Origin of the sequence: Fodinibius roseus (genome assembly GCF_900129315.1) — a bacterium.
Classification (GTDB): domain Bacteria; phylum Bacteroidota; class Rhodothermia; order Balneolales; family Balneolaceae; genus Fodinibius; species Fodinibius roseus.
Genome location: NZ_FQUS01000006.1, coordinates 199886 through 223507, shown reverse-complemented (window position 1 = coordinate 223507; position 23622 = coordinate 199886). Strand labels below are relative to the sequence as shown.

Here is a 23622-nt window from a genome sequence, read left to right as displayed (position 1 = left end):
GAGAAAACCGGGCTAAACCAAAAGAATATACTAATATGTTAGATGCCATTATCCGGGGATCGCTCAGGCAGCGTCTCCTTGTCGTTATTACTTCAATTGTGTTATTTTTGGCCGGCGCTTGGATTGTCTACCAGATGCCGGTGGATGTATTTCCGGATCTCACCGCTCCAACGGTTACCGTAATGACGGAATCGCACGGCATGGCCCCTGAAGAAGTGGAAAAGCTGGTAACGATTCCCGTGGAAACAGCGGTAAATGGGGCAACCGGCGTTCGCCGCGTGCGGTCTTCCACCTCAAAAGGCATATCGATTGTATGGGTGGAGTTTGACTGGGGCACTGATATTTTCAAAGCCCGCCAGATTGTAAGTGAGAAACTCCAGCTTGTTTCCGGGCAGCTGCCGGAAGGGATTTCCCAACCTGTTATGGGACCCATTACATCTATTATGGGCGAGATTATGCTGGTGAGCGTGGACAGTGAGCAGCACTCCGAGCTGGAAGTCCGTACGGTAGCGGACTGGGATATACGTCGTCGCCTGCTGGCGATTCCCGGAGTAGCCCAGGTAATTCCGATCGGAGGCGGACAAAAGCAATACCAGATCCAGGTCAACCCCGACAGGCTTAAGGAGTATAATATAACACTCGACCAGGTGTTGGGCGCTGCCGAAGAGGCCAACAGGAATTTTTCGGGAGGTTTTTTCCAACAGCACAGCCAGCAATATACCATCCGTGGGATCGGGCGGGCTTATTCAGTGGAAGATCTTGAAGAGTCAGTGATTACCGAACGCGGAAATCAGCCCATTGTGATCGGCGACGTAGCGGAGGTCACCATTGCGGCCAAACAAAAAATAGGGGATGCTTCCGTTAATGCCGACCCGGCCGTCATTATATCCATCCAAAAACAGCCGGGAGCCAATACACTGGAGCTCACCGAACGCGTAGATCAAACGCTGGCCCAAATTGAGCAAAGCCTGCCGGAAGGTTATAGCGTCAATACCCACCTGTTCCGACAAGCTGACTTTATAAGTTTGGCCGTTGGCAACGTGGCGGAAGCTTTGCGCGACGGGGCAATTCTGGTTGTGATTATCCTGATGTTGTTTCTGGTCAATTGGCGAACCACGGTGATCTCGCTCACGGCCATTCCGATGTCGCTTATCTTTGCCATCTTTGTACTGGAGTTTTTCAATATTACGATCAACACGATGACGCTGGGGGGCATGGCGATTGCTATTGGCGCGATTGTGGATGATGCCATTATTGACGTGGAGAATGTATTTCGAAGGCTCAGGGAGAATACTGAAAAACCATCGAGTGAGCAACGTCCCTATATGGATGTGATTTTTGAGGCGTCCAAAGAAATTCGGACGTCGATTATCAACGCGACCCTGATCATCATGATCGTCTTTATCCCGCTCTTCTTTTTAAGTGGTATAGAGGGCCGGCTATTGCAGCCATTGGGACTGGCGTATATCGTTTCCATTGGGGCTTCTCTGGTTGTTGCTTTAACACTCACCCCGGCACTGTGTTCCTACCTGCTGCCACGTCAGGCCCGGCGGGGCAAGCTGGAGGAGAGCTGGTTTACAAAGAAGTTAAAACACGGGTATGACCAGGTACTCGAATCGGTTCTTGCCTACCGGAAGACGGTCATCATATCTGCGCTGGTACTGTTTCTGTGCACACTGGTCATTATACCATTCCTGGGACGCTCTTTTCTGCCGGAGTTCAATGAAGGGACCCTTACCATCAGTGCTGTAACCATTCCGGGTACTTCTCTCAGTGAATCCAATGATATAGGCCGGCGTATTGAGGAGATATTGCTGGATCATCCGGCCATAAAGTCGACTTCCCGCCGAACCGGACGCGCGGAGCTGGACGAACATGCCCAAGGGGTCAACTCATCAGAAATTGATGCCGACTTTACCCTCCCGGAAGATATGAGCAAGGAAGAGATGCTGGCCCAGCTGCGGGAAGACTTCAGCGTAGTTTCGGGTACGAACATCACGATTGGCCAGCCCATAGGTCACCGCATTGATCATATGCTGTCGGGAACCCGAGCCAATATCGCCGTGAAGATTTTCGGAGAAGACCTCTCCCGCCTGCGGACGCTGGCCGAGCAGGTCCGGGGCCAGATGGAGGGCGTGCAGGGAGTGGTGGATCTTTCCGTAGAGCAGCAGCAGAATGTGCCCCAGATTCAAATACGTCCCAATCGCAGGGCGATGTCCCGCTACGGCATGACCGTGGGAGAACTTTCGGAGACGATTGATGTCGCATTCGGCGGAGAAGTGGTCTCCCAGATGCTCGAAGGGGAAAAGTCCTTTGATGTGACTGTTCGCTACGACGAGGAACACAGAGGCAGTATCGAAGCGGTGCGAAACGCACAGTTTACGGTAGAAAGCGGAGCGGTCGTTCCGTTGACCGAGTTGGCCGGCGTTCAATCACGCAGCGGCCCGAACACCATCAGCCGGGAAAATGTGCAGCGAAAGATCGTGGTTTCGGCCAATGTAGCGGGACGCGACTTGCGTAGCACGGTGGAAGAAATACAGGGCAATGTGGCGGGCAGCGTGAGCTTTCCGCAGGGATACTTTGTGGAGTATGGCGGACAGTTTGAAAGCGAGGCACGGGCATCCCGGATTATTTCGTTGCTCAGCATTGTGGCTATTCTGGGTATTTATCTGTTGCTTTATCTTGAATTTGGCTCTCTTAAAACCGCGCTGCTGGTGATGGTCAACCTGCCGTTGGCGCTGATCGGCGGTATTCTTACGGTTTACTTTACCAGTGGTATAGTCACTATTGCATCACTGGTTGGCTTTATTACGCTATTCGGTATCGCCACCCGAAACGGTGTTCTGATGGTTTCCCATTACCAGTACCTGCTGGAAGAAGGCAGGGACTTTATGCAAGCCGTCCGCCAGGGATCTATGGAGCGGCTCAACCCGATTTTAATGACTGCTCTCACCGCCGGCCTCGCATTGGTACCGCTTGCCCTGGCAGCTGGCGAGCCGGGAAATGAAATTCAGTCACCGCTTGCACAAGTTGTCATCGGGGGACTGATTAGCTCTACGCTGTTGACCCTTGTGGTAATTCCGGCACTGTTTGCGCAGTTTGAGGAGTGACTTATTTATTTCTGCTGGATTTACGATGGAATTACTTTTTAACAGTCCGAAAAGCCGGTAACGAACCCGCTCTCCGTAAAACCAAAATAGCCGTAAACAATCAAAGCCCGGAGTCGAACCCGGGCTTTGAGTAAGTTTTGTTAGCTGATTATAAGAAGCCTTTGCAAAACCGTTCTTTTTGGTTAATCTCGGCGTTATCGGTCGGTTGAAATCCTCACGTATGGGCGATATGCTGCGAGGGCAACCTCCCTGGGGCTTTAACCTTGAACAAAATCCTGTTTTTTCAAAGGCTTCTATAAGATACAAGTTAATCATCGTCTTCATTATCATCGTCATCGTCTTCGTCCTCCTCATCGTCGTCTTCAAAATCATCGTCATCCACTTCGATCTCCTCTACGCCGTCTTCGAACTCAACTTCGAATTCTATCAGCTCCTCATGTTCATTCCAGTCGTACTGCCTGAGATCAAGGACGGAGCCATCCTCGTTTTCCAGCCACTTTGCGGGATTGATGCGAACCGAAACAACTTGCTGTATATTATCCTCAGTCACCTCAAGCGGCGGATTAAATTCCCGCTCAATCTCAATTTCGGCCTTGGCAAAAACTTTAAACGATTGTGGCTGGCCATCCGTGGAGGTAAACGTACCTGTTAATACCATGCTGGCTTCATCCGGCCAGTCAGAAAACCCGGAACGGATGGAATCGGCCAGGGCCTGGTGTTCCTCTTTTTCTTCATCTTCCGCCTCATCGAAATCCAGGTCCTCAACCTTGAATTTCAGTTCTTCATACAAACCGGCCCGGACCTGACTGTTGGCAAGGCTGAGTGTCTCTTCCCCGAGGGGCAGGTCAACAAAAAAGGGTTGCGATTCAAACTCCTCGATCTCCTCAGAGTCCCCTTCTGTATCTGCGGGCTCCAGTTCAAATTCTGAAACGATAAAACGAATATCATCAACCTGTAAGGTCCCGTTGGTGCCCTTTATGGTGAGCGAATCGTGCGTGGAGGCAATGGTGCCCGATGAAGCGGTCTTAGCAGTGGAACTGCCGGAAACCGTTTTAAATTGCAGCTCAACTGTTCCCTCTCCTTTTTCCGGTTCCGTGTTGGTACTCGTTGTGTCACAACCGGTAATTAAGAATGCCAGTAATGCAAAAAGCGTAGTGAAAGAGCGTAGGTCGGTTAATTTCATAGCGTATAAAAAATTGCAGGTGATCATTAAACAGCGTATGTAAGACGATTGAACTGCGAAAAAGTTACATGCCTTTTAAGCTCTCGGGTTTTAACATATGGTTAAATTAAACTATCGGGATTTCATTTATTTTATTTAAACAATCGGGGTTTAGTGGGTACGGATAGCTTAGCGAAAGCTTGCAATTTTATTGCAGTTATTACCTACAATACCATGAATAGTCGGTAATACGGGATGTATAAACTAAACTCTGTCTGATTTGTTTACTTTTTTTTAATGTATTTCTAAAACAGTTAAGAATAAGAAAAGATCAGCCGATCAAGGCTGACCATTAGTTGAATTTCTTATCGTTTTAAGGAATATTGAAAACTCAGGTAACGCCATTCTAAGATGCGGGGGCAGATTATGGAGATTAGAAATTTCGATCAGTTTTTCCGTGATAATCCCATTCCTATTTGGGTGTATGATCCAGAGGATTATTCAATACAAAAGGTCAATCAGGCCATGGCCGATAGCCATGGGTATTCGCGGGAAGAGATGCTCTCGTTCACCTTGTTTTCTGATTTCCCCGGCGCACCTGAAGGGGAGCATATATTGGTTTTAACGGGGGAATGATTTAAAGATTCTATTTCTAACAGGTTTGCTTGATAATAGTCAATGACGAGACCAGTATCTGCGGCTCAGATAGTCCCCCACTATCTCAGTGTGTAATAATATTCTTACCGGCGGTAAGTGGATGTAAATTTGCGAAATTACGCTTGGCTTTATTGCAAGATTGCAATAGCAACATGCCTTAAATAGAGTCCCATTAAATAAATGAGAGGATAGTACATTGGCACAATATTTTCTGTATATATAAGTAACTGCAGTAATAATTGCTGAACTATTATGAAATACCGAAAATCCATAACTCTTTTATCCTCAATCATAATAATTCTGGCAGTTGTCGCGGCATCAACGGGCATTTTTTCGACCGGTGGTCCCGGCCCGTATGACATCGAAACGGTAAGAGGGGAAACGGTGACTGTTTACGGGAAAGGACTCTATAAACATATGTCGCAGGATGTTGCTCCACAGGGCATTGCCCAGGATTATGTAACCCTGTTTGTCGGAGTGCCACTATTGATACTATCACTAATTTGGGCACGCAGTGGTTCTATGAAAGGCCGGTTCCTTCTGGCAGGCACGCTGGCCTATTTTCTGGTAACTTACCTGTTCTACCTTGTGATGGGAATGTACAACGTGTTGTTTTTGGTTTACGTCACACTACTTGGCACCACTTTTTTTGCCTTTGCCCAAGCGTTACTTTCGTTCGACCTTCCCAGTATTTCTGAGCGATTCAGCGAAAGCACACCGGTAAAATTTATTGGCGGATTTCTGATATTCAACAGCATAGCAATTGGACTCATGTGGATGCAGGTAGTTGTTCCGCCCCTGCTGGACGGATCGATCATCCCTGGCCAAGTGGAGCATTACACAACGTTAATTGTACAAGGATTGGACCTCGGTTTGCTGTTGCCGCTCTCATTTGTTTCCGGGCTGTTGTTTATCCGGGGAAAACCATTTGGGTATTTGCTTACCCCCGTATATTTCATCTTCCTCTCGATATTGATGACAGCCCTGACCGCAAAAGTTGTAGCCATGGGAATGCTTGGACAAAACATTATGCCGGCAATCGTAATTATTCCATTCTTTGGGGTGGTCTCGATTATCTGCTCGATTCTTATTTTTAAAAATATCAGGGAGCCAGCTCATGAATACGCCTGACAAAAGGCCTATCAGTTTTTATGCGCTTCTGACTTTACTTTTTTTTCAGTCAGCAAGTGGACTCTATGGCGGGACCGCTTTACTAATGGATCCCACCGGTAATTTACTGCAGATTCCAATGGCCCTTCTAGAGAGTTCACCTTTTCAAGATTTTCTGATTCCCGGCATCATACTTTTCTCTATTCTGGGGATCTTTCCGATGATCGTATTCGTCGGCTCGTGGCAGCGAAAAATGTGGGCGCGGCCGGGAGCTATATTGGTAAGTATGGCGTTGATTATATGGATCGGGGTGCAAATAGCCATGATCGGCTATGAACCCGAACCACCGCTTCAGCTTGTCTATGGATTGGTCGGAGTCGCATTGTTGATTTTAACCCAACTATCGGCTGTACGGAAAATACTAAAATCAAAACCTATTCATAATGAAACCAACAATTGATTTAGAAAAAGTTAGTAGAATACGGGATAAAAGCACCATCGGGTCACAATACTCAGCCTTGGTACTTCACGATTGAAGATAATGAAATCGAGATCCATCCTGACTTCAGTTGCGCGTTGCCAGTGGTGGACAGCGACAATCATGCTCTTTATATAAGCCTGGGTTGTGCTGTTGAAAATATTGCTGCTATCGAATTTAGACCTTGGTCCAGTATTATTCCCTGCACCCTAACTACAAATGGACAACCCCATTAAGCAATTATCGTGATTATAAAGACAGGAAAGTAGCATCACACGGAGAAGCGGTTTGGCATAAATCGGATGGGAAATCTACCTGTGCCAAAATAGATCTGGAGCAGATAAATTACACTTATGATGAGATGGAATGGTTTCAATAGCTTTATGAAAATATGGGCAAGAAAGGTGTTTTCTTTGTTGCTTGTTTATTCGATCATATTCTTAGTAAGCTTTGCTTGTTCCAATCATCAGGGGACACAGAAAGCAACTCTGGAAACATTCACCCAACAATTGGATGCACGTATATCGACAATAATGGATAGGTACGACATACCCGGTACTTCCATTGCACTCATCCAGGATAGGAATTTAGTATGGTCCAATGCCTATGGTTACGCTGATATTGAGCAGCAAAAGAAGCTGACTATTGACGCTGTCTGCAGGACAGAATCCATCTCAAAGTCAGTTACAGCCTGGGGCGTGATGAAGCTAGTAGAGCGTGGCCTGATAAACCTGGATGATCCTGTCAAACAATACCTTGGTAATTGGTCCCTGCCTGAATCGGAATACAATCTGGATGAGGTAACCATCCGAAGACTCTTAAGCAATAGTGCCGGGATACCACTCGGCTCACTTGGTGAGGAATATTCGCCCAGTAGCGAGAAACCCTCATTGCGGCAATACCTTAGCGAAGAGGTACAGCTAACCTATGAACCGGGTTCAACCTACGAATACTCCAATCCCGGGTTTAACCTGTTGGAATTGGTAATCGAAGAGGTGACGGGACGCGATTTTAACGATTATATGGCGAATGAGCTGCTCATCCCACTTGGCATGCATAACTCAAGTTTTGACTGGGATGAAGAGTGGTCCTCAAGGGTGCCCATGGGATATGACCTACAGGGCAATTCTGTTCCTCCGTATGTATATCCTTACAAGGCATCCGGCGGTTTGTTTTCAACGGTTGAAGATATCGCTCGCTTTGCGATTGCCGGGATGGCTCAGGGCAATAAACGGCAGCCTAAAGTCCTGAATAGGGAAAGTATTCAAGATATCCAAACCCCACAGATCAATACTTCGGGTATTTTTAGCTTTGTGGCAGACGATTATGGCTTCGGACACTTTATTGAAACGTTGCCGGATGGCAAAAAGGCGGTGTGGCACGGCGGGCAAGGACATGGCTGGATGACCCACTTTCATGTTATTCCAGAAACAGGTGACGGTATTGTGATTTTTTCCAACAGTCAGCGCAGCTGGCCATTTATAGCACAGGTATTAAATGATTGGTCGCGTTGGACGGGCTTTGGGCCCGTAAAATTTGGCCGGATCATCAAGGTTGTAACCGGCTTGAGAATCATCATCGGGCTGGTTTTGCTTGTTACGTTTTGGCGGGCAGGCCAGGTTTTCTATGGAATTATTACCGGTTACAGAAAGCTGAAGATTACTCCAGGTAAAGCTCCTATTATCAGAGTCACAGAGCTAGCTGCAGGAGTAGCCATACTTACCATTCTTATATGGTCCGTTAGCCAGGATTATCTATTCATCACGTCTGTATTCCCGGTAGGGGCCATCTGGTTAGGATGGGTACTGCTGTTTTTATCCCTGACCCTTTTGTGCTCTGCCCTGCTACCGGTTCTCAGTAACGATCAACTATCCAATTTAAATCACGAAAGAAATGAAAATAAACGAAAACTGGCATAAGAAGCACCCGATGCCCAAAAATCCTACTATTGACCAACGTATCGAGTGGCATATCGAACACGCGAAACAATGCAAGTGCCGTGATATTCCTGAAAAATTAAAAGCTGAGATGGTTAAACGTAAAATTAAATTTCCTAAATAAAATGAAAGTAAAATGGGTCGCATATTTATTGACCTTTGAACTCTTATCAAGTTGTGGAGCGCGTACAGAATCCATACCTACGCCAAACTCTGTTGCAGATTTACTATCCCTCGAGATTGGTGGAATGCAACAATGGCTTTTAATCAGGGGCGAAAATAACGACCACCCTGTTTTACTTTGGCTACATGGCGGACCGGGATCGGCACAAATGCCGGTTCATCATGCCTATACCAAGGAGCTCGAAAAGGAATTTATTGTGGTACACTGGGACCAACGTGGTGCAGGCAAGTCCAATACCCCTGAATTCAGGGAAGAAACGATGACGCTTCATCGCTTCATCGAAGATACTCATGAGCTGACGAGATATCTGAAAAAGAGGTTTGATAAAGATCAAATTTATCTGTTGGGACACTCCTGGGGTACGCTTCTCGGTATCCACGTTGTGAAAGAATATCCTGATGATTATGAGACTTTCATATCGGTATCGCAGGTCGTGGATCCTGCAAGAGCCGATAGTATTTCATGGAGCTGGCTACAGGAAAAGGTTCAGAAAAGTGGTTCCCGGGATGAAATAAAAGCATTGGACAGGCTCGGTGGTCCACCTTTTGATGATCACGATCGTTTTGTCCGCTTCATTAAAATGGTGGATTCTTTTGGCGGGGGCATGGATGCCGGCTTTACCCAACTGCTGTGGAAATCACTTGGGGCCAGCGAATATACCCTAACCGATTATATAAAGTGGTTCAAAGGGGCAAACAGGGGCAGCGGGCCAATGTGGGAAGAGACCAGAGATATTGACCTGTTTTCTTCAGTCGACTCACTGCGTATTCCGGTATACTTTTTTACCGGGGAGAAAGATTATAATACTCCGAACCAGCTGGTGAAAGCGTATTATTACTTTTTGGATGCTCCCCAAGGGAAATACCTGGTGCGGTTTACAAATTCTGCCCATACTCCTTTTATCGCAGAACCGGAGAAGTTCAACCGTGAGGTAGTTCGCGTAAAACAACAAACGGAGCGGCCCATACCATGAAATCTGTCATCATAGCTTTCCTCTTAACCGCATTTCAACTTTTGTCACTTACTTCTCTGAGTGCACAGGACAGTACCTTGGTTGTTCTGCCCGAATACAAAAACAAGCTTCTTTTTTTACCGGCCATAGGATCAAGCCCTGAGACGGGATTCCTGTTTGGGGCAGTGGTTGTTCCCCAGTTTAAAATTGGTGCAGCTGGCCCCGAAACCCGCTCCTCAAGCGTGTTTACCTCAGCGATCTATACTGTAAAGAATCAGATCCTCTTTAGCGTACTTCCTGATATTGTTTTGCCGGGAGAAAGTTGGACCTTGAACGGCAACTATTTTGTCAATTACTTCCCGGAAAGCTACTGGGGAGTAGGCCCCTCTAGTAGCGAGACGGATGAGGTGACCTCGCTCTATACCCAGGTAAATCTGGAACAGAACCTGTTGCGGCAAATAGAGCCGGGATTCTTTGTTGGGCCCCAGGTACGCTTGTCCAAGCTTTATAACGTGTCGTTTGAAGATAGCGATGGAGAACGAATAGCTCCGCCAGATGTCAGTGGTGCGGGTGGGAGCACAACGGCAGGGATTGGCTGGATAACGCGCTGGGATCGCCGAAACAGTAACATGATGCCTACCCGAAATCATTTTGTGCAATTCACAATTATGGGGAACCCGGACTGGTTGGGCAGTACTGAATCTTATACGCTCTATGAGTTGGATGCGCGAAAATACCTGGAATTGTCAGGCAATAGCCGGACCGTACTTGCAATGCAGAGTCTGGTTACGCTTCATTCGGGAAACCCGCCCTTCAATGATTTGGCAACCATGGGGGGCGATCGTATTAATCGTGGATATTACAGCGGTAGGTACCGGGATCAAAATGCCGCCCAGATACAGGCAGAACTTCGACAGCATGCCATCGGCAGGTTCGGCTTCACGGTTTTTGCTGCAAACGGGGAGGTTTGGAACCGCTTTGAGCATTTCTCGCTAGATAACTACAAGTGGACGGCCGGTGCCGGCTTGCGTTTTAACATCAATAAAGACGATCCAACGAATGTGCGCATTGATTTCGGCATAAGTAAGGAATCCACTGGATTTTATCTGCAATTTGGAGAGGCGTTTTAACCTAAATGTTGTTAAACAAAGTATAATAGTTTCTGATAATTATTTATTGCTTCGATGATAGCACTATCTCAGCCAGCCGGGATTCCATGGTTTGTACCACCGAGCTGGTATCTTCTACAATTCCAATATCGGTGTTGATCTGAAATGCGATTGTAACACCATAATCTTCATAAAAACGAAGACTGGAGCTATATCCAGGAATCCATCCACCATGTCCATAGACCCTGCCGTAAGGCCCATCCTGATAGATAGCAACTCCCATACCGTATTGAACTTTTGGGTTGCTTGAATCAATCGGCTTAGAGTCAAGCAGCAGATTGAGAGCCTCTCCTGATAAAGCTTTTCCCCCAAACAGATATGCTCCCCACCGGGCCAAATCACTTGAGGTGCTGACTAAGCCGCCCCCTGTCCATTCTATGCCAGGATGCCAAACCATCTCACCCTCTGATGTTGTTGTTTTTTCTGGAAATCCGAATGCGTTCTCAGCTGCATATCCGGATGCGAGTCCTGATAGAACTCGGGTGTTTGAGGGACTTGTGAATTTTAAATTGAGCGGAATCAGAAATCGTTCTTCAATAAGAGCATAATAGCCCCGGCCAGTTGCCTGTTCAATGATCATGCCGACAAGTATAAAGCCCGTATCTGTATACGCCCAACCTTCACTGACCTCAAATAATGGGGGCTTATCCAATATAAACTGAACCAGTGAGTCCGGTGGAAACGGAAGATTTTGTGCACGCCATCTCCGGGAGGCTTCGGCTGCAAATTCGTCCATATAAACATGATTAGGAAGTCCCGATCGATGGGTGAGCAAATGGCGCAATGTTATACTATCGTGATTCGGAAGACGGGTAAACCATGATCTGTCACCTAACCACCGAACTATTGGAACATCCAGATCCAACACGCCTTCATCTGCTAATGAAACTGCAGTCGCTCCTACAAAAGTTTTCCCGATACTTGCTGCCAGCATACGAGATTTAGGGGTCATGGGAGTACCCACTTCTACATCAGCAAATCCTGAAGCGGCAACTCCTGCTGTGCCGTCTTTCAACACGTACGCGGCTGTAGCACCGGGAAGATCATAGCTCACACGCATCGAATCTAGGGTTTCTTGGAATACATCCCTCAGACTAATATTACCTGTGGTGATTGATACTTCTTCTGCATTTTTCTCGTATTGACTCGGTGAATTCCAAGCTAGAAAGAAAATTCCGGCCGTCAGAATAAACAGGACATTTTGAAATATCCCTGAGGATTTCAGCCGAATGTAAGTTTCTTTTTGGTAATCCATATTGATCAAATTTTTGTTTTAAAGTACCATATCATGATTTCTTTATCTTTCGATGTGGTCATGTTCTGTGGGATACCGGTCGTTTATTTTTTACCTCTTTCATTTCATTCTCCTTAGATTTTAGTGGCAGTAGAATCGCTGTAACACCGCCATTCTTCTTGAGCATTGTTTCCCGATTCAGCCAAACAACCAGGATAGCAACAATAACAAATGGAATCGTGTCATAGGGTTGGGCATCAGGCCAGAGCGGATTTATAACTTGAAGGTGGAATAGGGCTGGGAGCAAGATACTACCGCGAGAAGCGTTGTAAAGGGCCGTTGCGATGATACTGAGCGCAATGGTGCCGATAAAAAAATCAGAAAAAGACCAGGCGCTTTGTGGAGTCCCACTTAATAGGAAGGCGGGCAGATGCCAAAATCCCCAAATGATACCAATTAGGAGTCCCGCCCAAAGTGGTGACATTTTGCGCTGCAATAGAGGAAGCGCAAATCCTCTCCATCCTATTTCCTCGATCGGACCTTTTATAGCAAACATGAAGAGAGCCACAAGATAGGTACCTAATGATGAAACAGGGAACATTTCGGCTAAAGGAAGCCCTTTTATGGCGGCTCCAATGTAAAAGGGAGCTGGAACAACAAGAATTAGAAATAGATACCAAGCAGCAGGGGCGTGCCACATTAAGAGGCGACTGAGAAACCGTTTGGTGCCCTTAAGTCCAGTTTTATATAGAACGATAGTCAGTGCAGCAATTGCAGGCCCATACGTTGCAAGATAGAACAAGGGATGCTCTCCTGTTAATTGACCAAAGACACTAGCCATTTGATCCGGCAGGAAGATGTATAATGCAATAATTCCCCATGCTATACCAAATGTAATGATCAGAAATGGGATAATAGAGGAAATCGTAAACGAATCTGTGGAGGGGTTCTTTGAGTGTTTCATTTTTCAGTGCCTCGAAAATACTAAAGTTATGATGTTCATTATGTTATTCAGTGTATGCCGTAATTCATCATACTAGCTTTTTAAGCTATTCCAGATAATATTTTTTTACTCATCTCTTAATGGTGATTGACCTCCAACTGTAAACTTCCAGCGCAGGAAGCCTGCCTGATCAGGCTCAAATTTGATAACTTCATTCCTGCCATCAGTTATTTGCATTTGACGGTATATAGAAATTCCGGACTCTACATTTAGATTTAACCATGGGGTGAGATAAACAATGACAGATGGACCCAGAACGGTATCAAAGTAGTCTGAGTAAGGTTTATCTAAAGGAACAGTTCCTATTTCTGTTATGTGGTGACGATCACCCAGTGATTGCAATTGTATGCCAATTTCCACCCGTCGAGTTGGAATGACCCATGCTTCAATACTTGATGGCAGTAAGGCGTTGCCTCGCCATGCAGGTCCCCCGGCCCAGAGTGATGCTTGGTAATCAAATTGTAACAAAGGAATGGGAATCGGAGCACCGAAGTTTGTTGAGTAAGCAGCACCAAAGCCAAATGCGAAACGTTCATTTGCTTGTCGAATGGCAAGAAATGCACCTTCAATAGCAAAGTCTTGTCCTGCCAGCTTTTCTTCCAGCCCTGACTTTATTGCCGGAGTAACCTGACCAAGTAGCGACCAACGATTTTTCAGTTGACGCTGAACTATAATATTAAGATCAATGATATAAGCATCGGTAGGACGTGGTAATTCTTCAGTCCAATTTTCATGTCTGAACTCAATTCGCTGAAATCCGGGCTGGACATCTAAAAACATTAGTCCACCTTGCATTATGATAGGATATGATCCGCGTATAAACCTGGTATCTGTCCAAACCTTAAGATCGTCTAGACCTTGGTTATATGTTTGGTCAAGCTCTAAATTTGAAACCGACATTGAGGGCCATGTCTCATGCCCGAATGATAAGCTCGGTCTTAGTTGAGCAAGTACAGGTTGGGTATATAAAAGTGAAGAGCCAATAAGTAAAATACCTGACAGGTTCTTATAGGCCGATCCTTTCTTTTTTTTAGGAGTCCATAGATAGGTACTCACTGTTGAAAGTAGAAGGGTTTTTATTTGGTTCATGATTGGAGGGACTATTGGTTAGAGTTACTTCATCCAATTGATCCAGATAACCACAGCCATTACTGCTATACTGACTATTACCAGTATTGTAAAACCCAAAATTTCGATAATTTTACCGGCTTTGAATCTGGATTTTTGTACCATTGGATTGTTGACTTTTTGTTACAATATCAAAGTCAACCAGTTATGTATCGTCCTAACCTGTAGGGGTGAACGTATTAGGCGTCCAGAGTGATAGGGCTGGACCTATATATTTGATAGAACCTCAACTTTTTGGCAAATCAGTATATAGCTGTGAATGGAATTATCATTTCCTCGAATAAAAGCAAAGCTGGACAGTGCAGAAAGTCAGACTACCCTAAGAGCAAAGGAGTAAGACGAAGTATCGGTTATGAAGTGGATACCTTGCGAGTATTCAAATATTGAGAGGGGGTTTGGCCGACCATCTTTTTGAAAACTTGGTTAAATGAGGATTTGGAATTAAAACCAGAATCATAAGCAATAGCCAGTATACTGTAATTGCTGTTTTCTGGTTTGAGAGCTCTTCTTTTAAACTCCTCAATCCGGTACTCATTTACATAATCATAGAAATTTTTTTCTTCATATTGATTAATGACTTGGGAGAGGTGGTTCGGAGATATGTCGAGATAGTCTGCGAGTGTACTTAGTGAAAGCTTTGGTTCCAAGTACGGTCTTTGGGTTTCCATGATTTCGGTAAGATGCCGATGATAATATAATGCATCTACTTCTTTTAAACCAGAATGGTTGTATTCACCTGAAGTTTTAGGCTCGGCGAGTTGATTTGAATTCTTATTGACGGAAAAAGTTCCTTGATGAATAATCCCTGAATAACCAACATAAAAGATGAAAAGTATGATTAAGGAATAGAAAATGATGTCTGTATTAAAACCAAAATTGATTCCCAACCATTCTTGGGAAACTGCAAATGTTATTGCTATAACAAAAATTAGCCCGATCCCCCAGATAAAGTGTTTGAGCCAGTTCAAGTCAATTGATTTCCGAAAAGAAAAATTATGCTTGGTGAAATCTTGGTAGCGATTCAACATTTGGTACGAAGTAATGGCATATCCAACACCCGAAGTAAGGAAGGCCACCAGCGAAAATGTGATAAAAAATGAGTAACTATCCCCTAACCCATTATTCACCATTGATGTTCATTTTTGGGATACACCTCTTTAGCTATTTTATCCATTTACAGGGATACTGGGAAACTTACCCCAGTTTAGCCGGGATTCATCATCCTCTCCCCTTGCTACACGGACCACTGCTTTATCTCTATGTCCTGTTTTCCTTACGTGTTACCCAGCGTTTCACATGGTGCCAGCTGTTCCGGCCCGAACACTTCTCGGTACCCAGGATGCTGCAACACGTTCAGTGCGAGATAGTGGTTGAGCAGGTTCAGGCTCCCAATAGCCGGATGGGCGATCAACCGGAACGAAGCCGCGATCAGGGAAAGCGTATGGCTGACCGGTTTCAGCAACTGATAGAGTAGAATAGATACTCCCACATCACACATAAAAGCAATCAGATCACCAGCCAGTCCGAATCGCCAGAGTAGAGCAGATTCCTGTATGTTGGCAGCGCTCGCACCAGCATCTCCCGGGACAATGAGAGACTGCCGGATATACCCTTCGCTGAACCCGGCACAGATGATAATAACCAAGTATAGTATCCCTGCCAGCCGTGCTTTCTGTTTTAGGGGGTTATCCATGGTATTTTCTTCCTCCCTCAAGTGCAACAGTTATGACCACGTTGCCTTTTTTTCGGCCACTATCCACGTAGCTGTATGCTTTGGAAATTTCATCCAGAGGATAACTCCGATCAATTACCGGATGCAGTTCTCCCTTTTCAATTAAATTTTTGATGAAGGCCAGATCGCTGTTTTTCTGTTCCGCCGGTCTTAAACCGGTCAGGGCTAGTACTGCTTTTTTGCCTCTTAAAACAGAGGTCATCACCATTTGGCCGAGTATGGCAAAGCTCAATACAGTGGTTAAGTATAACCCTTTGTTTGTGAGCATATGTTTGCATTCCGGGAAGGAGTATTTACCGACGGTATCGAAAATTACATCCCAACGGCCGGATTGGTCCGTCACGCTTTCCTTTTTATAATCGATCACACGATCGGCCCCCAGGGTTCTGACAAGCTGGACGTTTCCACTGCTGCAAACGCCAGTCACTTCAGCCCCCAGATGTTTGGCAAGCTGAATCGCGTAACTCCCAACGCTGCCCGAGGCCCCGAGAACCAAGACCTTCTGTCCGGATTGTACTTTCCCGTTGTCTCGCAGAAACGCGAGTGCTGTTAATGCTCCATAGGTAACTGCGGCCGCTTCTTTAAAAGAGAGATTGTTTGGTTTCAATATGACCGGATCCTTTTTAGAGATTACTAAATACTCCGCATGTGCTCCGTAGTTCGTCCCGCTATCAGCAATCACCGGGTCACCTGGGCTGAACTCATGGACTTTTTTTCCGACTGATTCCACAACGCCCGACAGCTCGGTGCCAAGAACAGGTATTTTGGGATGCACAATTCCAGTGGCCAATCTGGGAAACATTTTATTACCCCTTCTAAATATGCTATCCACCGCACTTACCGTGGTAGCGATTACCTTGATGAGAATATCATCATCTCCAGGGATTGGCTTTTCAATTTCTTGTATCTGCACCACCTCTGGATCTCCATACCTTTCATATACTGCAGCTTTCATTTTTGTCCTGTGTTGTTGGTCGTTTTAAGAAATGGATATTAATCCAATTTCTACTTTTCAACAACTGGTAATATGATCATAAAAAACATGATAAATGGACCAGGATGCCACTGAAGAACTGATGAATTGCCTAACAGCGGTTTGAACGTGGACTTGGCCGCCATTTGCCATATCAAAATTCTTATACTCACAGAAATACCCAATTTTTAATTACCTTATTTGCCCATAAGGCCAAGCCGGTTAAACCGCAGGCCGTTATACAGAACTTCGAACAAATAGCATAATAAGGTTTTTCCCCACAATCAGTTTCCTAAAATCAACTTAATATAGAAAATGGGATAATTTATTATTTGTATGTAAATAAGAATATATAGTGGGGATATTATGGTAGACCTACCATTTACAACTGAGCAATTCCTTCAGGTATTTCGAGAATACAATTTGGCAATCTGGCCAATGCAGGTTGTAGCATATGTTTTAGGTCTCGTTTCCATAGGTTTGTCAGTATGGTGGCAATCATATGCTAACAAAGTTAACAGTCTTATCTTATTTGGAATGTGGATATGGATGGGGATGGCCTACCACATCACATTCTTCAGTCAGATAAATCAGGCTGCGTTCCTTTTTGGAGCTATTTTTTTACTACAGGGACTATTGTTTGCGTATTTTGGTTTCTTACGAAATGAGTTAAACTTTGGCTACAGGAACGATGCATACGGTATTATTGGAGCTATTCTTATTGTGTATGCAATGGTAATATATCCGATAATTGGTGCGATTCTTGGTCATACTTACCCCAGCTCCCCTGTATTCGGGGTTGCCCCGTGTCCCACAACCATATTCACTTTTGGCCTCCTACTCTGGACGCGACAACACGCACCATGGTGGCTGCTTATCATTCCTGGCATATGGTCTGTTATAGGTTTCACCGCAGCTATCAAACTCGGAATAAGAGAAGACATTGGATTACTTGTAGCTGGCATCATCGCCATATCGATGCTCGTATATCGTAATCGAACTAGGGATGGTTTAGAAACAGCCTATGGGTGAAGACATACAAAACAAACAAGTACGTAACTCCAATTTCTCAGATTCTCCAACATCTTCTACCCAAATATTTTTGGTAGTTGTAATCCTATTTTTAATATGGACAGGTACGACCTATTTGCTTGAGGGAAGGATTCTTACTTTTAATCGCCCAGAAGCAGTAGATGATAGACTGGTCTATACCCTAATCGCCAATGTACTGATTGGAGTCATAGGGACAATTATAACTCTCTGTTACTTTGTTCAGAAAGTCGATGTCAAACTGAAACGATTTGGATTCAGGGATACACGCAGAACCTTAATTGGTGTTATAACAGGTACAATCCTGGGATTTTTTATATTCGTACTTCAGGGTCCACCGACGTTGGAACCCGTTGTTCTCGCAAATGTCTTTTCCCAAGTATTTGTGGTATCGACTGCTGAGGTTATGGTTTGTTGGGTAGTTTTTGGGGGTGCTATTGAATGGATCAGTAGAGACTTTCCTACAGCAGTTATGGCCATCTTTGTAGTTCTGTCTTCAGCTGTCATCTTTGGACTTTATCACTATGCCCACAGTCCCCCCTTTAATACACTTTCTATGGTGTTACTATTAACAGGGATAGGTGTAGCCACAGGAATATTTTATTTTCTGGTTCGTGAAATATATGGTACGATCATTTTTCACAATTTCTTTGCTATGTATGGAATAGCAGATGCTTTAGCTAAAACTGGACAAATTGAATATTTTTCCGAACCGCAATATCCATTATTCTTCACTGCATTTGGAACGGTATTAGTTTTAGTCTACTTAGAACGTAAATTTTTAAGAAACAAGTGTTTATGAGGATTACAAAGAACGCATTTCTCAATACCTTTGTGATAACGAGATACTTTACATAAAGGTCATTGACAATTCTTCAGGCAGGCAAGGTTTAAGCGTTGAAGGTGCAATGTATCATGTAAGAGGGGAATACCTGCGACAGTATTTTGATGCCGTAAGAGATATTGTTGACTATATCATGTATCCACACACCAATGATAAACAGGCCCTGGCATCGCTCTTGAGCTACAGGATTTTGTAATTGGTGAACTGTACGAACGAAGCCAATCACACAAATTTTAATCCCTCTTTACACAGAATAGCCGACCAAGGCAACCACACGGTAGAAGCCTCCTATCTTAACTGGTAGGGGGCTTTTTTAATATTAATTTGATAACGAAAGAAAACATTGATATCAGATTAACTGATACATAATAGTATATCGGTATTAGTCCGATAGTGTCCCAAAAAGTGTGTCTGTAGTGTAGAAAAAGAAAGCCTCCTTGTGTAGGTTTGGAAGCGTCAAAACTAAACCAAGAACCCAGACACAAGAAGGCCCCATGAAGATTAGTAATCTGCAACTACGCACGCTTATTGGCAACCACCTAAAACAAGAAAACGGACTTAATGAGGTCTTGGAAATGACCCTTAACGCTTTGATGAAAGCTGAACGAAGTGAGCATTTAAACGGGCAGACCGGCAACAAAGCCAATGGGTTCCGACCCGGGCGGGTTTACGGCAAAGGCAAACTCCCGGAGCTGCGCATCCCTCGAGACCGCAATGGAAACTTCTATCCAAAGGTTCTGGCGCTGCTTCGGGCCCAGCAGGAGGAAACTGATCGGATGGTCAGCGCCCTGTACGGACAAGGGCTGACCCAGGCGCAGGTTGGCCAGGTCTTCGAGGAGCTCTACGGGCGCCACTACAGCCCCTCATCGGTCTCCCGGGGGACCCGCTGGATGCGCCAGGAGGTATCGGAGTGGTTGGAGCGACCCCTGGAGACGTATTACCCGGTGATGCCATTCACGTGAAGGTACGCCGGCAGAGCGTAGCCATGGAAGCCTTCTACGTGATTCTGGCTGACCCCCGAGCGACGTCGGGAGGTGCTGGAAATCGCTCATATGCCCAGCGAGAGCGCCACAGGATGGAAGCTACAGCTGCAGGTGCTTCGTCAGCGGGGCGCCCGAAAGATAGGCTTGGTGGTAGCGGATGGTATTATGGGACTAGAATCCGCTCTGTCTGCCAGCTTTAGCGGCACGCCTCTGCAGCGATGTACCACCCACATTAAACGGAACCTGCTGGCCCGGGTACGAGCGGGCGATAAACCGGAGTTGGCCGAGGATCTGAGACAGGTATTCCGCACCGATGCTCCCGAAGATAACCCCCCGGGCCGGATGGAAACGATGGCTGGCGATGTGTGAGAAATGGGGCCATCGCTATCGATCCTTCAAGAAACTAAGGGGTGATCAGAGCTATCGCAACGGCTTTACCTACCTGCAGTTTGATTACCGGATTCGCTCAATGATCTATACAACCAATTGGATTGAGCGGCTTAACAGAGACTTCCGCAGAGTCTTGCGGACTCAGCCAGCATACCGGGGGACCAGTCGGTTATTGTGCTGCTGGGTAATGTGGCCATGAATAAAAAAGCCTTTGTCCGAAGGCTCCCTAAAATGAACTACGACAAAAAGCTATTTCCAGAGGACTATTTACAGATGAAATAGTACCAGAATTGTATTAGCTTCCTAATCTATTGCAAGGAGCCCCAGACACACTAAATGGGATACTACCAAAAGAGAGGCTATTCACCAAAATAAAAAATCCCCTATCTGTATGACAGATAAGGGCTTATAGAAAGTACGCCCGGAAGGATTCGAACCCTCAGCCTTCTGATCCGAAGTCAGACGCTCTATCCAGTTGAGCTACGGGCGCAGGAAACAATAACAATGTGATATTTATCCATCTCGTATCAAAGCATCCGTCCCGATAATGTTTTCAGGGTAGCCGGTCGGCAGCAATGTGCTGATTCAAGATCCTCCTGGGTCCCTGTAACAATGCTACCGGGTTGCGAACGCAAAGGCCGTAAATATCTCGCTTCAAACGGTAAATTACAAGCTTTCAGGCTTAAAAACTTATTTAATTCCGGGAAATAAGCAGCTTTTGCCAAAATGTAAGTGCCAATATAAATATAAAATGTCGAGGGACGCTATTAGTCTCCAGCCGGGCCCATCAGTATTTACGGCCCCCGCATAAATAACATAAATAATTGGCAACCATACGATAAAAACCGCATATTAGCGCTCATAAATGTTTAGGGCTAATTATAAAATCAGGTATTGCATAATGAACACGATGATGAATAAACCGGTTATCTATTTTTTATTTCTGCTGTTGGCGGGGTGTGGCGGTGCTTCAGAAGAGGCGGAAAAACAGGGGCAGGGCGAAGCGGCACTCGAAACGCCCCGGGAATACACGACGGAAACGATCGTCAGCGGGGATGATATCCCGCTGCCGTGGGGCATGACGTGGCTTCCGAACGGGACGATGCTGGTGACCAACCGCGAGGGGGAGATCTATCTGGTCAGCGACGGGCAGCGATCGGAGGCGTCGCTGGAAGGCGTGCCGGAAGTCTGGGCCAACGGGCAGGGAGGATTGCTGGACATTGCGGTGCACCCGGAGTACGGGGAAAACGGGTGGATCTATATCACCTACTCCAGCATGGAAGGGCCGGGAGAAGGAGCAAATACGTCCCTCCTGCGCGCACAGCTGAGTGAGGATCGCAGCAGCCTGGTGAACAAGGAGGTGCTGTACAAGGCGGAGCCGAATACGGAAAAGGGCCAGCATTTCGGCAGCCGCATCAGCTTTGATGAGGAAGGATACGTCTATTTTAGCGTGGGCGACCGGGGCAATCGCGACGAAAATCCCCAGGATATTACCAGAGACGGCGGCAAGATCTATCGCCTGCACGATGACGGGACGGTGCCGGATGACAATCCCTTTGTGGGCGAGGAAAATGCCAAAGAGGCGATCTACTCCTACGGGCACCGCAACCCGCAGGGAATGGACCGGCAGCCCGGGACCGGTAGCATATGGACCCACGAGCACGGTCCCCGCGGCGGCGATGAGGTGAATCGTATTGAGCCGGCTAAAAATTACGGGTGGCCGGAGATCAGTTTCGGTATCAACTATGACAGCACTTCTTTTACGGAGGATACGGCCCGGGCGGGTATGGAGCAGCCCGAGTGGTACTGGGTTCCTTCCATTGCTCCTTCGGGCATGGCGTTTGTAACCAGCGATACCTATCCCGGCTGGCAGGGCGATCTCCTGGTGGGTTCCCTGAAGTTCAGCTACCTCGTGTTGTGCCGTGTAGAGGGCGGTGTCATTACAGGAGAGGAGATCCTGTTTGAGGATATCGGGCGGGTGCGCGATGTCCGGCAGGGTCCCGATGGTTATATCTATGTAGCCACCGAGGGCAACGGCATCCAGCGCCTGGTGCCGGATGAGTAAATGGGGCCTATTGACCAGTGAGCCTATTGGCTATTTTGATCATATTGCGCCCCTTGCCACAAGCGATATCAGTGTGTTACATTCATGAGTTAAAGCGTTGCTTTTCGCGGGGCGGTTCTCTTTTTTGAGGATCAACAGTATTCCCCAGTGCTGAATAGTCCTGACCCTTGACACCTTTGAGCTGGATGCGGAGGCGGGCTTACTCCTCCTCCGTCCCCTGCTTGTCCAGGTCTTTAACCTCGTCCACTTCCTTCAGTTTGAGGTAATCGACCAGGTCGTCCTGCAGCTTCCCCATAATACGATCCGGGTGGGTGATCTTGGTATAGAAGATGGTGAAGTAGATTACCTTGACCCCGGTCACGGTTCGGGCAACGAGACTGCTGATCAGCTTACCGATCCACAGGGCGATAATCACGGGCACCCAGCTGAACTGCAGGGTGGTAAACCAGTAGTCGGTGGGAACCTCAGAACCCTGGATTTCGGTGGAGGGCAGGGAACCGGACAGCCATACGCCCAGGCCAACCGATATAATAGCCAACCCGATATAAATCGGTACCACGATCTGCCGCGTCACGCTGCCCAGGAAGTCGATGCCGAAGACCCCGACCAGCGATTCGGGGACCTGGCTTTTTAGCTTTTTCATCTTTTTGACGGCCGGTTTGATGTCCAGCCGGTCGACGGCCACGGAGGGCAGCAGGTAGTGGTTGACCAGGTCCCAGACCTCTTCAATCCCGGCAATGAAAAACCGGATGAGCGTCATCAGGAATCCCCCGCCCGTCTTTTTGGCTTTATTAATGAAGGCCATGCCGATATCCAGCCAGGCGATTTTCCGGATCTGCGACTGTATCGGCTTACAGGCCGCCACGGCTGATTGGTAGGAGGGATCGTTGCCGATGATGGTTTCGTAGACGATGTGGCTCATCCGCATCTCCTGCTTGTTGTAATAAAAATACTTGTAGATGAAGAGGACGATCGCGACAAAGAGTCCCCACCCCTCAAGCGGGAGATCATACCACCAGCCCAGCCAGGCGTAGAACAGTCCGCTGACCATCACGAGGTTATAGAGCAGCATGCGGATCCAGGGCTTGATGATATCCTCATCCTCCCCGATAATGGTAAACGTGTATTTAATGAGATGCCCGACTGATTTCAGCCGGTCGGAAAAAGATAAGTTATCCAGGGCCTGTTCCGCTTTTTTAAAATCAAAGTCCATACCGTAAAGTTATATTAATAGTGATGATTTGTTTAGGGTGCTGATACTTAGCTAATGGTCCGGCCGCTCCTTTCTGCCTGAGGGGGGAACGGTACTTTCATCTTTTCTCCCCTTATATATATGCGTAACTCAAATAAATAAGGATCTCTCTCCCTTCCGGTACCAGCGGAGAAGAGATCATACCGGTGACTGTACCCCGATTCCCAATAGCCACTCATATATACGTAAAATCCCGTAAAAAGGGCTCA

21 protein-coding genes, 1 tRNA gene and 1 pseudogene are annotated in these 23622 nt (G+C 46.4%); 14 read left to right on the top strand and 9 right to left on the bottom strand.

The window, feature by feature from the left end:
- Positions 1-35: 35 nt before the first annotated feature.
- Positions 36-3110 carry an efflux RND transporter permease subunit gene (locus tag BUB16_RS07585; RefSeq protein WP_073061687.1) on the top strand — a complete coding sequence of 1025 codons (3075 nt, stop codon included), beginning with the start codon at positions 36-38 and terminating at the stop codon, positions 3108-3110.
- A gap of 307 nt (positions 3111-3417) precedes the next feature.
- Here BUB16_RS07585 and BUB16_RS07580 read toward each other — a convergent pair whose 3' ends face one another.
- A complete protein-coding gene (locus BUB16_RS07580; RefSeq protein ID WP_139240225.1) occupies positions 3418-4293 on the bottom strand; it encodes a hypothetical protein in 876 nt (291 codons plus the stop codon).
- Positions 4294-4698: 405 nt separating this feature from the next.
- Between BUB16_RS07580 and BUB16_RS07575 the strand changes: the two genes are divergently transcribed.
- The 8 genes from BUB16_RS07575 (at position 4699) to BUB16_RS07550 (ending at position 10720) form a co-directional block, all read left to right on the top strand.
- Positions 4699-4908, top strand: a complete 210-nt coding sequence (locus tag BUB16_RS07575; protein WP_170864322.1) for a PAS domain S-box protein — start codon at positions 4699-4701, stop codon at positions 4906-4908.
- A 273-nt stretch (positions 4909-5181) separates the two neighbouring features.
- Positions 5182-6060 (top strand): hypothetical protein, encoded by an 879-nt coding sequence (locus BUB16_RS07570; protein WP_073061680.1) that lies wholly within the window; start codon positions 5182-5184, stop codon positions 6058-6060.
- Positions 6047-6499, top strand: a complete 453-nt coding sequence (locus BUB16_RS07565; protein ID WP_073061677.1) for a hypothetical protein — start codon at positions 6047-6049, stop codon at positions 6497-6499. Before BUB16_RS07570 ends, BUB16_RS07565 begins: the two co-directional genes overlap by 14 nt.
- Positions 6500-6701: 202 nt before the next feature.
- Positions 6702-6896 carry a DUF6544 family protein gene (locus BUB16_RS22385; RefSeq protein WP_350354133.1) on the top strand — a complete coding sequence of 65 codons (195 nt, stop codon included), beginning with the start codon at positions 6702-6704 and terminating at the stop codon, positions 6894-6896.
- A complete protein-coding gene (locus tag BUB16_RS07560) occupies positions 6871-8436 on the top strand; it encodes a serine hydrolase domain-containing protein (protein WP_073061674.1) in 1566 nt (521 codons plus the stop codon). Before BUB16_RS22385 ends, BUB16_RS07560 begins: the two co-directional genes overlap by 26 nt.
- Complete coding sequence (locus BUB16_RS21450) at positions 8411-8578, top strand: hypothetical protein (protein ID WP_170864321.1); 168 nt, start codon at positions 8411-8413, stop codon at positions 8576-8578. Before BUB16_RS07560 ends, BUB16_RS21450 begins: the two co-directional genes overlap by 26 nt.
- 124 nt (positions 8579-8702) lie before the next feature.
- The gene (locus BUB16_RS07555) at positions 8703-9611 is read left to right on the top strand and encodes an alpha/beta fold hydrolase (protein WP_170864320.1); all 909 of its coding nucleotides are present in this window, start codon (positions 8703-8705) and stop codon (positions 9609-9611) included.
- A gap of 41 nt (positions 9612-9652) precedes the next feature.
- Positions 9653-10720, top strand: coding sequence for a BamA/TamA family outer membrane protein (locus BUB16_RS07550; RefSeq protein WP_170864319.1), 1068 nt, complete (start codon positions 9653-9655; stop codon positions 10718-10720).
- A gap of 43 nt (positions 10721-10763) precedes the next feature.
- Here the strand turns inward: BUB16_RS07550 and BUB16_RS07545 are convergent, their stop codons facing one another.
- From BUB16_RS07545 to BUB16_RS07520, 6 genes are all read right to left on the bottom strand, one after another.
- Positions 10764-12014 carry a serine hydrolase domain-containing protein gene (locus BUB16_RS07545; protein WP_084088112.1) on the bottom strand — a complete coding sequence of 417 codons (1251 nt, stop codon included), beginning with the start codon at positions 12012-12014 and terminating at the stop codon, positions 10764-10766.
- Between the two features lie 58 nt (positions 12015-12072).
- Positions 12073-12957, bottom strand: coding sequence for a CPBP family intramembrane glutamic endopeptidase (locus BUB16_RS07540; protein WP_073061666.1), 885 nt, complete (start codon positions 12955-12957; stop codon positions 12073-12075).
- 105 nt (positions 12958-13062) lie between these two features.
- A complete protein-coding gene (locus tag BUB16_RS07535) occupies positions 13063-14085 on the bottom strand; it encodes a DUF6268 family outer membrane beta-barrel protein (protein ID WP_073061663.1) in 1023 nt (340 codons plus the stop codon).
- A gap of 389 nt (positions 14086-14474) precedes the next feature.
- Positions 14475-15254, bottom strand: a complete 780-nt coding sequence (locus BUB16_RS07530; RefSeq protein ID WP_073061660.1) for a helix-turn-helix domain-containing protein — start codon at positions 15252-15254, stop codon at positions 14475-14477.
- A 143-nt stretch (positions 15255-15397) separates the two neighbouring features.
- Positions 15398-15817: a DUF4386 domain-containing protein gene (locus BUB16_RS07525; RefSeq protein ID WP_084088120.1), complete on the bottom strand. Its 420-nt coding sequence runs from the start codon at positions 15815-15817 to the stop codon at positions 15398-15400.
- On the bottom strand, positions 15810-16811 hold the full coding sequence (locus BUB16_RS07520; protein ID WP_073061654.1) for an NAD(P)-dependent alcohol dehydrogenase: 1002 nt from the start codon (positions 16809-16811) through the stop codon (positions 15810-15812). Before BUB16_RS07520 ends, BUB16_RS07525 begins: the two co-directional genes overlap by 8 nt.
- Positions 16812-17195: 384 nt before the next feature.
- Here BUB16_RS07520 and BUB16_RS07515 point away from each other — a divergent pair, with 384 nt between their 5' ends.
- The 4 genes and pseudogenes from BUB16_RS07515 (at position 17196) to BUB16_RS22175 (ending at position 20295) form a co-directional block, all read left to right on the top strand.
- Positions 17196-17861: a DUF6064 family protein gene (locus BUB16_RS07515; protein WP_073061651.1), complete on the top strand. Its 666-nt coding sequence runs from the start codon at positions 17196-17198 to the stop codon at positions 17859-17861.
- A complete protein-coding gene (locus BUB16_RS07510; RefSeq protein ID WP_073061647.1) occupies positions 17854-18681 on the top strand; it encodes a hypothetical protein in 828 nt (275 codons plus the stop codon). Before BUB16_RS07515 ends, BUB16_RS07510 begins: the two co-directional genes overlap by 8 nt.
- A 536-nt stretch (positions 18682-19217) precedes the next feature.
- A pseudogene (locus BUB16_RS21925) lies at positions 19218-20075 on the top strand (IS256 family transposase).
- The gene (locus BUB16_RS22175; RefSeq protein ID WP_350354132.1) at positions 20020-20295 is read left to right on the top strand and encodes a transposase; all 276 of its coding nucleotides are present in this window, start codon (positions 20020-20022) and stop codon (positions 20293-20295) included. The pseudogene BUB16_RS21925 and the gene BUB16_RS22175 overlap by 56 nt, the downstream one beginning before the upstream one ends.
- A gap of 217 nt (positions 20296-20512) precedes the next feature.
- Here the strand turns inward: BUB16_RS22175 and BUB16_RS07500 are convergent.
- Positions 20513-20586: transfer RNA gene (locus BUB16_RS07500), tRNA-Arg, on the bottom strand.
- Between the two features lie 423 nt (positions 20587-21009).
- Between BUB16_RS07500 and BUB16_RS07495 the strand changes: the two genes are divergently transcribed.
- Complete coding sequence (locus tag BUB16_RS07495; protein ID WP_084088119.1) at positions 21010-22161, top strand: PQQ-dependent sugar dehydrogenase; 1152 nt, start codon at positions 21010-21012, stop codon at positions 22159-22161.
- A gap of 199 nt (positions 22162-22360) precedes the next feature.
- On the opposite strand, the gene BUB16_RS07490 is transcribed toward BUB16_RS07495, so the two are convergent.
- Positions 22361-23374 carry a hypothetical protein gene (locus BUB16_RS07490; RefSeq protein WP_073061644.1) on the bottom strand — a complete coding sequence of 338 codons (1014 nt, stop codon included), beginning with the start codon at positions 23372-23374 and terminating at the stop codon, positions 22361-22363.
- Between the last annotated feature and the right edge of the window lie 248 nt (positions 23375-23622).

What these genes read in the sequence shown, in the direction of transcription:
- BUB16_RS07585 (WP_073061687.1), top strand. Translation starts at nt 36, where the DNA reads ATGTTAGATGCCATTATCCGGGGATCGCTCAGGCAGCGTCTCCTTGTC.
- BUB16_RS07580 (WP_139240225.1), bottom strand. Translation starts at nt 4,293, where the DNA reads ATGAAATTAACCGACCTACGCTCTTTCACTACGCTTTTTGCATTACTG.
- BUB16_RS07575 (WP_170864322.1), top strand. Translation starts at nt 4,699, where the DNA reads ATGGAGATTAGAAATTTCGATCAGTTTTTCCGTGATAATCCCATTCCT.
- BUB16_RS07570 (WP_073061680.1), top strand. Translation starts at nt 5,182, where the DNA reads ATGAAATACCGAAAATCCATAACTCTTTTATCCTCAATCATAATAATT.
- BUB16_RS07565 (WP_073061677.1), top strand. Translation starts at nt 6,047, where the DNA reads ATGAATACGCCTGACAAAAGGCCTATCAGTTTTTATGCGCTTCTGACT.
- BUB16_RS07560 (WP_073061674.1), top strand. Translation starts at nt 6,871, where the DNA reads ATGATGAGATGGAATGGTTTCAATAGCTTTATGAAAATATGGGCAAGA.
- BUB16_RS21450 (WP_170864321.1), top strand. Translation starts at nt 8,411, where the DNA reads ATGAAAATAAACGAAAACTGGCATAAGAAGCACCCGATGCCCAAAAAT.
- BUB16_RS07555 (WP_170864320.1), top strand. Translation starts at nt 8,703, where the DNA reads ATGCAACAATGGCTTTTAATCAGGGGCGAAAATAACGACCACCCTGTT.
- BUB16_RS07545 (WP_084088112.1), bottom strand. Translation starts at nt 12,014, where the DNA reads ATGGATTACCAAAAAGAAACTTACATTCGGCTGAAATCCTCAGGGATA.
- BUB16_RS07540 (WP_073061666.1), bottom strand. Translation starts at nt 12,957, where the DNA reads ATGAAACACTCAAAGAACCCCTCCACAGATTCGTTTACGATTTCCTCT.
- BUB16_RS07535 (WP_073061663.1), bottom strand. Translation starts at nt 14,085, where the DNA reads ATGAACCAAATAAAAACCCTTCTACTTTCAACAGTGAGTACCTATCTA.
- BUB16_RS07530 (WP_073061660.1), bottom strand. Translation starts at nt 15,254, where the DNA reads ATGGTGAATAATGGGTTAGGGGATAGTTACTCATTTTTTATCACATTT.
- BUB16_RS07525 (WP_084088120.1), bottom strand. Translation starts at nt 15,817, where the DNA reads ATGGATAACCCCCTAAAACAGAAAGCACGGCTGGCAGGGATACTATAC.
- BUB16_RS07520 (WP_073061654.1), bottom strand. Translation starts at nt 16,811, where the DNA reads ATGAAAGCTGCAGTATATGAAAGGTATGGAGATCCAGAGGTGGTGCAG.
- BUB16_RS07515 (WP_073061651.1), top strand. Translation starts at nt 17,196, where the DNA reads ATGGTAGACCTACCATTTACAACTGAGCAATTCCTTCAGGTATTTCGA.
- BUB16_RS07510 (WP_073061647.1), top strand. Translation starts at nt 17,854, where the DNA reads ATGGGTGAAGACATACAAAACAAACAAGTACGTAACTCCAATTTCTCA.
- BUB16_RS22175 (WP_350354132.1), top strand. Translation starts at nt 20,020, where the DNA reads ATGCTCCCGAAGATAACCCCCCGGGCCGGATGGAAACGATGGCTGGCG.
- BUB16_RS07495 (WP_084088119.1), top strand. Translation starts at nt 21,010, where the DNA reads ATGAATAAACCGGTTATCTATTTTTTATTTCTGCTGTTGGCGGGGTGT.
- BUB16_RS07490 (WP_073061644.1), bottom strand. Translation starts at nt 23,374, where the DNA reads ATGGACTTTGATTTTAAAAAAGCGGAACAGGCCCTGGATAACTTATCT.